13 protein-coding genes are annotated in these 12,596 nt (G+C 72.4%); 7 read left to right on the plus strand and 6 right to left on the minus strand.

Features of this window, described 5'->3' with window-relative positions; translation table 11 throughout:
• Positions 1–14 precede the first annotated feature (14 nt).
• Together ACGWYJ_RS24740 and ACGWYJ_RS24745 are read left to right on the plus strand one after the other, a co-directional pair.
• Positions 15–860 (plus strand): ATP-binding cassette domain-containing protein, encoded by an 846-nt coding sequence (locus ACGWYJ_RS24740; protein ID WP_395108712.1) that lies wholly within the window; start codon positions 15–17, stop codon positions 858–860.
• Positions 860–2,089, plus strand: coding sequence for an ROK family protein (locus tag ACGWYJ_RS24745; protein WP_395108747.1), 1,230 nt, complete (start codon positions 860–862; stop codon positions 2,087–2,089). Before ACGWYJ_RS24740 ends, ACGWYJ_RS24745 begins: the two co-directional genes overlap by 1 nt.
• A gap of 11 nt (positions 2,090–2,100) precedes the next feature.
• Here ACGWYJ_RS24745 and ACGWYJ_RS24750 read toward each other — a convergent pair whose 3' ends face one another.
• Positions 2,101–2,634 (minus strand): flavin reductase family protein, encoded by a 534-nt coding sequence (locus ACGWYJ_RS24750; RefSeq protein WP_395108748.1) that lies wholly within the window; start codon positions 2,632–2,634, stop codon positions 2,101–2,103.
• 254 nt (positions 2,635–2,888) lie between these two features.
• On the opposite strand from ACGWYJ_RS24750, the gene ACGWYJ_RS24755 reads away from it, so the two are divergent.
• Together ACGWYJ_RS24755 and ACGWYJ_RS24760 are read left to right on the plus strand one after the other, a co-directional pair.
• Positions 2,889–4,064: a thiolase C-terminal domain-containing protein gene (locus ACGWYJ_RS24755; RefSeq protein WP_395108713.1), complete on the plus strand. Its 1,176-nt coding sequence runs from the start codon at positions 2,889–2,891 to the stop codon at positions 4,062–4,064.
• Complete coding sequence (locus ACGWYJ_RS24760) at positions 4,061–4,471, plus strand: Zn-ribbon domain-containing OB-fold protein (protein ID WP_395108714.1); 411 nt, start codon at positions 4,061–4,063, stop codon at positions 4,469–4,471. Before ACGWYJ_RS24755 ends, ACGWYJ_RS24760 begins: the two co-directional genes overlap by 4 nt.
• A 220-nt stretch (positions 4,472–4,691) precedes the next feature.
• Here the strand turns inward: ACGWYJ_RS24760 and ACGWYJ_RS24765 are convergent, their stop codons facing one another.
• Genes ACGWYJ_RS24765 through ACGWYJ_RS24775 form a run of 3 tightly spaced genes read right to left on the minus strand, consistent with a single transcriptional unit; the run spans position 4,692 to position 8,511 of the window.
• A complete protein-coding gene (locus ACGWYJ_RS24765) occupies positions 4,692–6,302 on the minus strand; it encodes an AMP-binding protein (protein ID WP_395108715.1) in 1,611 nt (536 codons plus the stop codon).
• 29 nt (positions 6,303–6,331) lie between these two features.
• Positions 6,332–7,408: a hypothetical protein gene (locus tag ACGWYJ_RS24770; protein ID WP_395108716.1), complete on the minus strand. Its 1,077-nt coding sequence runs from the start codon at positions 7,406–7,408 to the stop codon at positions 6,332–6,334.
• A complete protein-coding gene (locus ACGWYJ_RS24775; protein WP_395108717.1) occupies positions 7,405–8,511 on the minus strand; it encodes an LLM class flavin-dependent oxidoreductase in 1,107 nt (368 codons plus the stop codon). Before ACGWYJ_RS24775 ends, ACGWYJ_RS24770 begins: the two co-directional genes overlap by 4 nt.
• Positions 8,512–8,672: 161 nt before the next feature.
• On the opposite strand from ACGWYJ_RS24775, the gene ACGWYJ_RS24780 reads away from it, so the two are divergent.
• Complete coding sequence (locus tag ACGWYJ_RS24780; protein WP_395108718.1) at positions 8,673–9,365, plus strand: HAD family hydrolase; 693 nt, start codon at positions 8,673–8,675, stop codon at positions 9,363–9,365.
• A 57-nt stretch (positions 9,366–9,422) separates the two neighbouring features.
• Positions 9,423–10,676 (plus strand): alpha/beta fold hydrolase, encoded by a 1,254-nt coding sequence (locus ACGWYJ_RS24785; protein ID WP_395108719.1) that lies wholly within the window; start codon positions 9,423–9,425, stop codon positions 10,674–10,676.
• Positions 10,677–10,678: 2 nt separating this feature from the next.
• Here the strand turns inward: ACGWYJ_RS24785 and ACGWYJ_RS24790 are convergent, their stop codons facing one another.
• Together ACGWYJ_RS24790 and ACGWYJ_RS24795 are read right to left on the minus strand one after the other, a co-directional pair.
• Entirely contained in the window at positions 10,679–11,125 is a 447-nt protein-coding gene (locus ACGWYJ_RS24790) for a ferritin-like domain-containing protein (protein ID WP_395108720.1), read from the minus strand.
• Positions 11,122–11,664 carry a hypothetical protein gene (locus ACGWYJ_RS24795; protein ID WP_395108721.1) on the minus strand — a complete coding sequence of 181 codons (543 nt, stop codon included), beginning with the start codon at positions 11,662–11,664 and terminating at the stop codon, positions 11,122–11,124. The genes ACGWYJ_RS24790 and ACGWYJ_RS24795 overlap by 4 nt, the downstream gene beginning before the upstream one ends.
• Positions 11,665–11,962: 298 nt before the next feature.
• Here ACGWYJ_RS24795 and rimP point away from each other — a divergent pair, with 298 nt between their 5' ends.
• Positions 11,963–12,589: a ribosome maturation factor RimP gene (gene rimP / locus ACGWYJ_RS24800; RefSeq protein WP_395108749.1), complete on the plus strand. Its 627-nt coding sequence runs from the start codon at positions 11,963–11,965 to the stop codon at positions 12,587–12,589.
• The last annotated feature ends 7 nt before the right edge of the window (positions 12,590–12,596 follow it).

Here is a 12,596-nt window from a genome sequence, read left to right on the forward strand (position 1 = left end):
GGGAGCCCCTCGGAATGTCAGCGACACCCGTTCTGGACCTGCGCGGTATCAACAAGAGCTTCGGTCCGGTCAAGGTGCTGCACGACGTGTCCTTCACCGCGCGCCCCGGCGAGGTCACCGCGCTGGTCGGCGACAACGGCGCGGGCAAGAGCACCCTCGTCAAGTGCATCGGCGGCATCCACCCGATCGACTCCGGCCGGTACCTGTGGGACGGGCGCCCGGTCCGCGTCGACAGCCCGCGCGCCGCGTCGGCGCTCGGCATCGAGGTCGTCCACCAGGACCTGTCGCTCTGCGAGAACCTCGACATCGTGCAGAACATGTTCCTCGGCAGGGAACGCCGCCGCGGCATCGTCCTCGACGAGCCGGCGATGGAGGAGCTGGCGATCAGCACGCTGTCGTCCCTGTCGGTGCGGACGGTCGGATCGGTGCGGCGGCCGGTGGCGACGCTGTCGGGCGGGCAGCGGCAGACCGTCGCGATCGCCCGCGCCGTGCTGTGGGACAGCCGGCTGGTCATCCTGGACGAGCCCGCCGCGGCGCTCGGCGTCGCGCAGACCCAGCAGGTGCTGGAACTGGTCAGGCGGCTGGCCGACCGGGGCCTCGCGGTGGTGCTGATCTCGCACAACATGAACGACGTGTTCGCCGTGTCCGACCGGATCGCCGCGCTGTACCTGGGCCGGATGGTCGCGCAGGTGCCGGCGACGGACGTGACGCACGCCCAGGTGGTGGAGCTGATCACCTCCGGCCGCAGCGGCGACCTCGGGCTGCCGAGGGACGCCGACACCCCGCCGGCGCCGGCCCGTCCACGGACCTCCCACTCGGCCTGGGGAGCCCCCGGCCAGGCGGCGGGACCGCCCTCATGATGAGGGCCGGGCCGTCACAAGAGGAGATCCGCCGCCACAACCTGGGGACGCTGCTGCGCTTCGTCCACCTGCGCGGGCCGGCGTCGCGGGCGACACTGGCCGAGTCGCTGGGTCTCAACCGCAGCACCATCATGGCGCTGACCACCGACCTGACCGCGGCCGGGCTGGTGCGCGAGGAACTGCCGCGGAGCCCGGGACGGCGCGCCGGACGGCCGTCGCTGGTCGTGCGTCCCGAGTCCACCCGGGTGTACGTGCTGGCGTTCGACGTGGGCGTCGACCGCCTCGGCGTGGCCCGCGTCGGCCTGGGCGGCACCATCCTGGAACGCCGCGAGGCGTCCCGCACCCGCGGCCCGTCGGACCCGGGCGAGATCGTCGGCGCGCTCGCCGCCGCCGCCCGCTCGCTGATGCGCAAGGCGGGACGCGACGCCGTCTGCGTCGGCGCGGCGCTGGCCTTCCCCGGCACGGTGCGCCGCTCCGACGACCAGATCATGTTCGGCCCGAACCTCGACATCGGCGACCCCGCGCTCGGCGTCGCCCTGTCGCGCCGCCTGGGCCTGGGCATCCCCGTCTCGGTGTGCAACGACGCGAACCTGGGCGCGCTCGCCGAGCACGAACGCGGCGCGGGCGTCGGCTGCGACAACCTCATCTACCTGCACGGGGACGTGGGCGTCGGCGGCGGCATCATCATGGGCGGCCAGCTGCTCGGGGGCCAGGACGGCTACGGCGGCGAGATCGGCCACATGATGGTCAACCCCGGCGGCAGGCTCTGCGGCTGCGGCTCGCGCGGCTGCCTCGAAGCCGAGGTGGGGGAGCGGACGCTGCTCGACCACGCAGGCCAGAAGGAGTCGCCCGGCCTGGTGGGACGCGACGCCGTCCGCGCCGTGGTGGACGCCGCCGACCGTGGCGACATCGCCGCCCGCGACGCGCTGCAGCGCGTCGGCACCTGGCTCGGCTGGGGAGTGGCCAACCTCGTCAACATCTTCAACCCGGGCCTGGTCATCTTCGGCGGCACGCTGCGCGACATCTACCTGGGCGCCGCCGCCCAGGTGCGCAGCGTCGTGGCCACCGGCGCGCTGGCCGCTCCCAGGGAGCACGTCCGGCTCCGCACGGCGGCCCTGGGGGACGACACGACGCTGGTGGGCGCGGCGGAGTTCGCGTTCGCCGAGGTGCTGGCCGACCCCGTCCAGGTGCTGGCGCGGCTCAGGGCGCCCGAGGACACGCCCGTGTAGAAGGCTGGGCCTCAGCCGGAGAAGCGGCCGTAGGTCCCCCGGTAGAACAGCAGCGGGTCGCCGTCGTGGTGCTGGTCCAGGTGGTGGACGCGGGCCACGACGATGACGTGGTCGCCGGCGACGTGCGTGTTCTCTATCTCGCACTCGAGCCAGGCCAGGGCGCCGTCGATGACGGGGCTGCCGCTGGGGGACTCGGTCCAGCCGATGTCGGCGAACTTGTCGCCGCCCTTGAGCGCGAGCTGCTTGCAGATCCGGAGCTGCGGCTCGCTGAGGATGTTGATGCAGATCCGCCGGGCGCCGCGCAGCCGCGGCCAGGTGGTGCTGGTGTGCGCGACGCAGAAGGCCACCAGCGGCGGCTCCAGCGAGACCGAGGTGAAGGAGTTGGCGGCCAGGCCGGTGGGACCTCCGGTGGCCGGGTCGATGGCGGTGATGGCCACCACCCCGGTCGCGAACCTGCCCAGCACCGACCGGAAGCGAGCGCCGTCGATGCCGGTCACCTGCGCGTCGGTCGTGGCCCTTGACGATCCGTTCGGGGATCCGTGCATGCGGCGTTCCGTTCCGTGGCCGAGGTGCCGATCGGCCGGACCGGCCACGGTGACCGCGGCGGCGGTCGGTGCGTGGGCCATCGGACCCGGCTCCCTTCTCTTAGCCAAGCGCTTGCTTGGACGATAGGCGCGCCCCGTTCCGGGTGTCAAGCCGGTTCCGAGCGCCGTTCGGGTGATGCCGGTCGCGTTGACAGGGCCGCCCGCGGGCGCCTACCTTGGAAGACAAGCGCTTGCTTGGTGACTCGGAGGACGGATTGGGAACCTTCCGCGACCGCACCGCGATCGCCGGCGTCGGCTACACCCCGTTCAGCAAGAACTCGGGGGTCTCCACCCTCACCCTCGCCGTCGACGCCATCCTCGCCGCGCTCGACGACGCCGGACTGACCGTGGACGACGTGGACGCCCTCGCCACACACCGGGTAGGCGACTCCACCCCGCCCTGGGTCGTGGCACCCGCGCTCGGCGTCCCCGAGGTCACCTGGTACCTCGACCAGTTCGGCGGAGGCAGCGTCTCCCACTCCGTGGTCGGGCAGGCCGCGATGGCCGTCGCCTCGGGAGCCGCCCGCACCGTCGTGTGCTACCGCGCCATCAACGCCCGTTCCGAATTCCGCATGGGCGGCACCGGACGCGGCCCCGCCCAGATCTTCGACGTCCAATACCAGGCGCCCTACGGATACTTCGCGCCCCCGCAGCAGTTCGCCATGTACGCGCGGGCCCACATGAACGCCTACGGCACGACCAGCGAACACCTCGGCCACATCGCGGTCGGGCAGCGCGCCAACGCGGTGAAGAACCCGCGGGCCCTCAAACGCGACCCGATCACCCTCGACGACTACCTCGCGTCCCGCTGGATCGCCGAGCCGTTCCGGCTGCTGGACTGCTGCCTGGAGACCGACGGCGCGTGCGCCGTCGTCGTCACCTCCCGGGAACGCGCCCGCGACCTGCGGCACCCCCCGGTGCTGATCTCCGGCGCCGCGTGGGGCGGCGGCGACAGCTTCTTCTCCGGCGCCGGAAGCGGCCCGTCCGGCACCGACTTCACCGTGACCGAGGCGGCCCGGCTCGCGCCGCGCCTGTACGCGATGGCGGGCGTGGGACCGGACGACATCGACTTCGCCGAGCTCTACGACTGCTTCACCTACTCGGTGCTCGTCCAGCTTGAGGACTACGGGTTCTGCGCCAAAGGGGAGGGCGGGCCGTTCGCCGCCTCGGGCGCCCTCGCCCTGGACGGCGACCTGCCCGTGAACACGCACGGCGGCTTTCTGTCGGAGGGCTACGTCCACGGCATCAACCACATCGCCGAGGCCGTGGCGCAGCTACGCGGAAGGGCGGGGGACCGGCAGGTGCCCGGTGCCGAGGTGGGCCTGTCGACGTCCCAGCCCGGCTACGTCCTCGCCGGCACGTCCGCCCTGATCCTGAGGAGTGACCGGTGAACCTCGGAGTGCGGCCGGAGCCCGATCGGGACTCGGCGCCATGGTGGGAGGCCGTGCGCCGGCACGAGCTGACGGTGCAGAAGTGCGGCGGCTGCGGCACGCTGCGCTTCCCGGCGCGGGCCGTGTGCAACCACTGCCGGAGCCGCGCGTCCGAATGGGTACCGGCGCGCGGCACCGGCCGCGTCTACAGCTGGATCGTCAACCACCAGGTCTTCATGCCGAGCATGCGGGACGCGGTGCCGTTCCCCGTCCTGCTGGTGCGGTTGGATGACGGCGACGACCTGCTGATGTACGGCAACCTGGCCGAAGCGTCCCCCGACGTCCTGCGCCCGGAGCTGCGCGTGGAGGCCGTCTTCGAGGACGTGGACGACCACACCACCCTGATCAACTGGCGCCCAATCCCCTAACCCCAAGGGCCCCTAACCCAAGGGCCTCCTACTCAAGGGCCTCCGACTCAAAAGCCCCTGTCACGAGGCGCCCCTGAGGCGCCCCTGTGCCCCAAGGGGCCGCTGACCAGAGGCCCTGCGAGATCTGATCAAAGGCCCCGCGGGGGCGCCCCCCGATTCGATCGTCTCGCGGGTGGGGGTGGTGGCGCAGGAGAACCGGGCCCTGTGGATAACTTCGGGTTCAGCCCTGCTCCGTGGCGGCGCGGGCGTGGAGGGCCGGTTTGTCGATTTTACCGTTGGGGTTGACGGGCAGCGCGTCCACCAGGACGACCCGGCGCGGGACCTTGTAGTTGGACATGTTGGCGCGCGCCCACTCGATGATCCCCTCCGGGGTCACGTCGCCGCCGGGGGCCGGGACGACGTAGGCCCGGCCGACCTCGCCCTGCCGCTCGTCCGGGACGCCGATCACCGCGACCTGCGCGACCCCCGGGCACTGGAGCAGAAGACCTTCGATCTCCGCGGGGTACGCGTTGAAGCCGGAGACGATGAACATCTCCTTCTTACGGTCGACGATCGAGAGGTTGCCCGCCTCGTCGAGTTCCCCGATGTCGCCGGTGTGCAGCCAGCCGTCCTCGTCCACGGCCTCGGCGGTCCGCTCCGGGTCGCGCCAGTAGCCGCGCATCACGCCGTACCCGCCGACGAGGATCTCGCCGCGCTCGCCGGGTGGCAGGTCCTTGCCGTCGTCGTCCACGACGCGCACGCTCACGCCCGGCACCGCGCGGCCGGTGGAGGACGCGATCACCTCGACCGGGTCGCCGGCCCGGGTCATCGAGATGACGGTGCCCTCCATCATCCCGTAGGCGTTGATCATCCGATCGAGTCCGGCGCGGTCCAGCAGCCGGCGGATGAGCTCGGGCGGGACGGCGGCGGCCCCGCAGATCGCGACGCGCAGCGAGGAGACGTCCCTGGGGTCGGGGCCGTCCAGCTCGTCCAGGATCTTGAAGAACATCGGCGGCGCCCCCGCCAGGACGCTGATCCGCCGCTCCTCGATCAGGTCCATCAGCTTGTCGGGGACGAACAACGGGATGGGCATCATCGTGGCCTGTCGCAGCACGCAGGCGAGCAGGCCGGCGTTGATGCCGAAGCCGTGCGAGAACGGCGCGATGATCGGGTAGCGGTCGCCCTCGCGCAGCGTCACGATCTCCGACCAGTCCCAGTAGCCGCGCAGAAGCTGCTCGTGGTGCAGCATGACGCCCTTGGGCGTGCCGGTGGTCCCGGACGTCGCCATGATCTCGGCCAGGTCGTCCGGGGCGACCGACAGGGCGCGTTCCTCGGCGGCCTCCGGGGAGATGGACGAGGCGCCCGCGGCGAAGTCGTCCCAGCGCAGGGCTCGGCTCGTGCCCGGGTCCGCGTCGCCCAGGACGACGACGTGCTCCAGTTCGGGGAGGGTGTCGCGAACCTCGGCGAGCATGTCGAGGTAGGACGTGCCCATGAAGCCTTCGGCGACCAGCAGCACCTTGGCGCCGACCCTCTGGAGCATCGCGCCCGCCTCGATGCCTTTGAAGCGGGTGGACAGCGGGGCGATGATGGCGCCCGCGTCCCAGATCCCGTACGCGGCCACCACCCAGTCGGGGGTGTTGGGCGCCCACACCGACACGCGATCGCCGGGGGTCACGCCCAGGGCCATCAGCGCGCGTGCGACCTCGCTCGCCTTCCGCGCCAGCTCGCTCAGGGTCAGCGTGGCGCCGTCCGAGACGACGACCTCCACGTCCCCGTGCCGCGCGGCCTGGTCCCGGAGCATGCGGGGGATCGTGTGCCAGTCGGGTACGGGCCGCAATTCCCTCTCCTCCATCGCGCCTCCTGGAGTGCGTACGCCGGTGACTATGACAGCTCGGTGCGGTCCTGTCCCAGGTGGTGGCCGCGCAGGTCGGTGACCGTGCCGGGACGGCGTTCCTCGGAGACCCGCTCGTCGATGACGACGTCGATCGAGATGGGGGTGAGTGCGTAGAGGGCCTGCGCGATGCGCGACTTCCACATGGGGTTCTTGACGAGGGTGTCGCGGTTGAAGGTGATGTGCAGCGCCGCGGCGTCGAGGGTGCCTTCGCGGCTGACGCGCAGGTCCCACTGGCTGACCCCGTCGATGCGGGCGAGTGCGGCACCCACCTTGGGCACCGACAGCCAGCGTCCCCGTACCAGTACGTGGTCGCCCACGGTGTGCGCAGGTGCCGGGATGCCCTTCTCTCCGCCTTCGAGCCGTACGGCCTGGCCTGTGCGAAGCGGCGTCTCGCCTAGGGACGAGTGCCAGGACGGTGTGAGCACGACCTCTGCGAGCCCGTCACCGTAGGGGGCGTCGAGCGTGACGTCCTTGTCCACGGGCGCGAGCGCCAGGAGGCCGTCCCGTACGGGGGTCAGCGAGGACTCGGACGGGGCGCGGTGCGCGATCGGTACGCCGAAGAAGGGGTCCGCGTACAGTTCCCGGATCGACGCCTCGAATTCCGTGGCGAGCTGCCGGTAGCTGTTGGGCGATGGCACCTCGCCCACCAGCAGGATGTGGCGTAGCTCAAGGTCGAGGGGATCGAGCAGGAACTCCAGGTGCAGCCGCGCCAGGAAGTCCATGGCCCCGGTCGGGGTGGTGATGAGCGTCGTGGCTTGCACGCTTTCCAGCGCGGTGTGCAGGCGCATGCGTCCACGTGGGCCGACGCTGGCCGCGGCCTGCGCGACCCCGGCGGCGGCCTCGGCGAACAAGGGGCCGCTCTGCTCGCCATCGTTGTTGAGCGCGACGACGACGCGGTCGCTTGGGCCGAGACCGGCGGCGGTCAGCGTGTCCGATGCCAGCTCCAACGCCGCCTGACGGTCGGACGCGGCCAGCGGGACGACGGGCCCGCCGTCCGGGGACACCAGCAAGAGGCCCTGTGCGGTTCGCCCGGCGGGGAACGTGCTACGGGTCGGCCAGCTCACTTCGCCTCCCGCGCTTCGGTGGCCGCGCGCTCGCCCGCGGGGACGACCTCGCTCATGAAGAGCTTCATGGAGTTGCAGACGTCCTCATGGCCGAGGCCGCCGACCTGGACCTGGAGGATGAGGTCGGTGGCTCCGGCGGCCTCGATCCGCTCGACGGCCTTGCGCGACCCCGCCACGTCGTCGATGACGACCATGGTCTCCTCGCGCAGGATGGCCATCGCCTCCTCGGGCGGCATGCCGACGGCCTGCTGGCCCAGCACGCGGTGCGTGGCGTGCCGCGCGTCGGTGTAGTCGGGTGGCGCGACCAGGTTGATCTGGCGCCGCAGGTACCACAGGACGGGGTCGGCCGCGGTGTCCACGGCCTCCTGCTGGGTGGGCGCCACATGCCAGGGGATCATCAGCCCGATCCGGCGGGTGGCCGGGTCGAACCCGTTCTCGGCCAGGCACTCCTTGTACTTGGCGATGTCCTTCGCGACGTCGTCCAAGCCCTTGAGCATGGTCATGCCGAGCAGGTTGTAGCCCTGCTGCGCGGCCGCGAGGTACCCCTCCAGGGAGGTGGAGGCGACCCACACCGGGGGGTGCGGTTCCTGGGTGGGACGCGGGTAGACGCCCACGTCGGGGATCTCGAAGTACTCGCTGGAGCGTGTGACCGGCCGCCCGTCGGCGTTCCAGATCGCCAGGACGGCCTCCAGCGACTCCTCCCACAGCTTCCGGGACTGCTCGAACGGACGCTGGAACGCCTGGTACTCCAGCGGGGAGGCGCCGCGCCCCGTTCCGAACTCGACCCGGCCGCCGCTGATCACGTCCAGCGTCCCCACCCGCTCCGCGGTGCGGATCGGGGACTGGAACGGCAGCAGCACCACGCCGAGGCCGAGGCGGATGCGCTCGGTCCGCTGCGAGATGCCCGCCAGCACCAGGTCGGGCGCGGAGGAGTGGGAGAACCCGCGGGTGAAGTGGTGCTCGACGAACCAGGCGGTGTCGAAGCCCAGCTGGTCGGCCAGCACCACCTGGTTCATCACGTTCTCGAACGCCCGCCGTTCGATCTCGCGGGACCGCCCGCGCACCTCAAGTTCGTAGCCAAGGCTGACCCGTAGGGACGTCAATCGAGCCTCCGGTGATGCATTCGCGACCATATGACCAAGCGCTCGCTTGGGAGATTATCAGCAGCCGACCACGGCAACAAGTCATCGCGGGGCCTCCGGGGCGCCGCGACCCCGCCGAAAACCCGTCCGGAATCGGGGGAAACCCCCGTTACGATCCGGCCATGGCGGTATCGGCGGTGATCTTCGACTGGGGTGGCACCCTCACCCCCTGGCACGACATCGAGCTCGGCGAGATGTGGCGGCGGATCTGCGCCGCGCACCTCGACCCCGACCGCGTCGAGGAGGTGGCCAAGGCGCTCCTGGACGCGGAGGACGAGCTGTGGCGGCGCGGCAGGGACGAGCATCGCAGCGCGACCCTGGACGAGGTGTTCGCGCTCGCCGGGGTGGAACCCACCGAGGCCATGCTGGCCACCCAGTTCGAGGTCTGGACCCCGCACACGTTCACCGATCCGGCGGCGCCCGGCGTCATCCGCGAGCTGCGCGAGCGCGGCATCAAGGTCGGGGTGCTGTCCAACACGATGTGGTCACGCGACTGGCACGAGCGGATCTTCGCCAGGGACGGGGTGCTCGACCTCCTGGACGGAGCCGTCTACTCCAGCGAGATCCCGTGGACCAAGCCGCACGCCGAGGCGTTCCGCGCCGCGATGGCCGCCGTCGGCGTGGACGACCCGTCCGCCTGCGTGTACGTGGGGGACCGCCCCTACGACGACATCCACGGCGCCAAGTCGGCGGGGCTGCGGGGCGTGCTCGTCCCCAACAGCACGGTGCCGGCCTGGGACGAGGTCACCCCCGACGCGATCATCAAGAGCCTGGACGAGCTGCTCCACCACGTCGACCGCTGGTCAGGGGCCTGAACACGCCTGAGGGGCCTGAGGGACTGAGCACGACCCGCGTGCCGTGATAGTTGAGGCATGCCTGTTACGTTCCGCCGCCCCGGCTTCGTGTGCACCGACCACGTCCTGGAGGTCCCCCTCGACCACGACGACCCCCAGGGACGGACGATCGAGGTCTACGCGCGGGAGGTCGTGGCCCCCGACAAGGAGGGGGAGGACCTGCCCTGGCTGCTGTTCCTCCAGGGCGGGCCGGGGCACAAGGCGACGCGCCCAGGGGAGGGCGGGGCCTGGCTTGAACGGGCCCTGCGCGACTACCGGGTGCTCCTCCTCGACCAGCGCGGCACCGGGCGCAGCACCCCGGCCAACCGGCGGACCCTGCCCGCCGACCCGGCCGAGGCGGCCGACTACCTCCGGCATTTCCGGGCCGACTCGATCGTCCGGGACGCCGAACTGCTGCGCCGCGCCCTGAACGGCGACCGCCCGTGGAGCGTCCTGGGCCAGAGCTACGGCGGCTTCTGCACGGTCACCTACCTGTCCCTGGCACCGGACGGGATGCAAGAGGCGTTCATCACCGGCGGCCTGCCGAACCTCACCGGCGGGCCGGACGAGGTCTACCGGGCCGCCTACCCCCGGGTCCGGGCCGCCGCCGAGCGGTACTTCGCGCGCTACCCCGGCGACCGCGCGGCGCTCGACCGGGTGCTGGAGCACCTGGACGGCAACGACGTGCGGCTCCCCGGCGGTGAACGGCTCACGCCCCGCAGGCTGCGCACGGTCGGGATCGCCCTCGGCTCGTCCGCCCGGTTCGACGGCCTGCACTACCTCCTGGAGGAGGCGTTCGCCGGGACGGAGCTGTCCGACACGTTCCTGCGCACCGTGGACGAATGGGTCACCTACGCGCACCACCCCCTGTACGCGCTGCTCCACGAGGCGATCTACTGCCAGGGAACGGCCTCGAACTGGTCCGCGCAGCGTGTCCTGGGCGAGTTCCCCGAGTTCGAGGCCGAGTCGCTCCTCTACGGCGAGATGATCTACCCCTGGTTCTTCGACGAGGATCCCGCGCTGCGCCCCCTCAGGGACTGCGCCGAGATCCTGGCCCGGTACGAGGACTGGCCCGCCCTGTACGACGTGGGGCGACTGGCCGCCAACACCGTCCCGGTCGTGGCCGCGGTGTACTACGACGACATGTACGTGGACCGGGAGCAGTCGATGCGGACGGCCGCGTCCATCAAGGGCCTGCGCACCTGGGTCACCAACGAGTACGCCCACAACGGCCTGTCCCTCGACCCGAAGGTGCTCGACCGCCTCATCGCGATGAACCGCGGCCTCGCCTGACCTCAGCCGCCCAGGGCGTGCGGCGGCAGGCCGGGGAACGCGGACGGCGGCGAGGTGGGCCGTCCCGCATCGGCACGCCAGCGCACGGCCCTGGCCATGGCGTCCTGCATGGCGCGCGCCGCGAGCGTACGGAGCGCCGCATCGGGCGAGCCCGCCAAGCCCGCGTAGGCGGTCACAAGGTCGTCCTCCAGGACGGCGGCGACCCGCGCGGCGCTACGGGTGGACGTGACCGGCGCCGGCAGCGTGTAGGCGACCGCCGCCGCATCCGGCTCGGCGCCCAGTGCGGTGATGCGGGCGGCCAGGGCGTCCCGTTGGGCGCGGTGGGTGTTCCAGAGCGTCCTGGCCCTGCGCTGGAGCGCGCCCCGTACCCGTGCGCCCACAACCCCGTACCCGTAGACCGCCGCGTGTTCGGCGCGCAGAGCGGCCTGTAACGCGTCCACCGAAGTCACGGCTCCACCCTGGAAAGAACCGCCGCGTGGCCAGCCTCGCACGCACCGATGCTCGCCAGCAACTGGGCCAAGCCCGGCGTGGCCCTGGAGACCTCGGCCACCCGGGCGGCGGCGGCCCTGGCCTCCGCTTCGCGTAACTCCTTCAACGCCTCGGACGCCTTACCCGGTGCCTGGACGACGCGCGGCGCCGGGAGCGCGCCGCCCTCGTGTGCGCGGGCGCCCGTCCCGGGGACGTAGTGGCGGCGCAGCACGGCCAGGTGCTCCCGGTGGTGGGCGAGCGGGCGGTCGAGGTGCCGGGCCAGCGACGCATGAGCGCGGCGGGCCGCCTCGTACGAAGCGATGAGATCACGCTCGGCCGCCATGACCCCTAAGAGAAGCGGTACGGCCGGGTCGGGCGCGTGGGCGTGCCCGTCCTCCGGGTCGCCGCCGCCCCCGCAACCGGCGAGCAGGGGCACGGCCAGTGCGGCGCCGCCTCCCACCACCGCGCGCCGGGACACGGCGGCGGACGCCGGGCCGTCGCGCGGTCCCGCCCCTGGCAACCTGGCTCCTGATCGACTTTGTGGCGCTGCCGGGCCGCGACGAGCGATGCGCCCATCGGGCCAGCTCAAGCATTCCATATCCGGCGCGCCGGTGACCCGCCCGAAAGACCGCTGAGGTGCCCGGCTGTCGATAGTCTTGAAGAACGACGCGAAGGGCAGGCAATACGCGGCGATGCCCGCACAACTCAGAGGAGGTCCCATGGGCGGGGAGTCCGGCGGTGGACGCGCTCACCGGGGCCACGACGGCCGGAGCCGCGACCACCGCGACCACCGGAGCGGCCACGGCGCCTCCGCCGCCGTGGGCCGGGCGGAGACGGTGGCCGCGCTGCGGAGGCTGCTGGCGCCCGCCGTCACCGAGGCGGGCTTCGACCTGGAGGAGGTCGACGTGCGGCCCGCCGGGAGGCGGCGGCTGGTGCGGATCGTGGTGGACGCCGACGGCGGCGTGAGCCTCGACGACATCACCCTGCTCAGCCAGACCGCCTCCGGCCTGCTCGACGCCTCCGACGTCATGGGCGCCGGGCCGTACGTGCTCGAGGTGACCTCGCCCGGCGTCGACCGCCCCCTCACCGAGCCCCGGCACTGGCGCCGCGCCGCCGGGCGGCTGGTGGTGGCCCCGCTGGCCGAGGGCGGCCAGATCGAGGGCCGGGTGGTCGAGGCCGACGACGAGGGAGTCGTGATCGACGTCGTCACGACCGCCAAGGGCGGGCCGAAGGGCTCTCAGGGACCTGGCAAGGGTCCCGGCAAGGGGCCCGGCAAGGGCGGCCCGCAGCCGAAGACGACCAGGCGCCGGTTCGCTCTCGGTGAGCTGGGCCGCGGCAGGGTGCAGGTGGAGTTCCGCCCCGCCGCCGGCGCGGCCGCCGGTGACGCCGCGGAACCGCGTTCTCCGGCCGAGCCGGATACCTGTTCGCCGGCCAGGCCGGATTAGAGGGGGG

The sequence above is a fragment of the Actinomadura sp. SCN-SB genome (assembly GCF_043906805.1).
Classification (GTDB): domain Bacteria; phylum Actinomycetota; class Actinomycetes; order Streptosporangiales; family Streptosporangiaceae; genus Spirillospora.

Excerpts from the sequence above, each read along its gene's own strand:
- ACGWYJ_RS24780 (WP_395108718.1), top strand. The coding sequence starts at position 8,673 with ATGGCGGTATCGGCGGTGATCTTCGACTGGGGTGGCACCCTCACCCCC.
- ACGWYJ_RS24785 (WP_395108719.1), top strand. The coding sequence starts at position 9,423 with ATGCCTGTTACGTTCCGCCGCCCCGGCTTCGTGTGCACCGACCACGTC.
- ACGWYJ_RS24765 (WP_395108715.1), bottom strand. The coding sequence starts at position 6,302 with ATGGAGGAGAGGGAATTGCGGCCCGTACCCGACTGGCACACGATCCCC.
- ACGWYJ_RS24745 (WP_395108747.1), top strand. The coding sequence starts at position 860 with ATGAGGGCCGGGCCGTCACAAGAGGAGATCCGCCGCCACAACCTGGGG.
- ACGWYJ_RS24740 (WP_395108712.1), top strand. The coding sequence starts at position 15 with ATGTCAGCGACACCCGTTCTGGACCTGCGCGGTATCAACAAGAGCTTC.
- ACGWYJ_RS24750 (WP_395108748.1), bottom strand. The coding sequence starts at position 2,634 with ATGCACGGATCCCCGAACGGATCGTCAAGGGCCACGACCGACGCGCAG.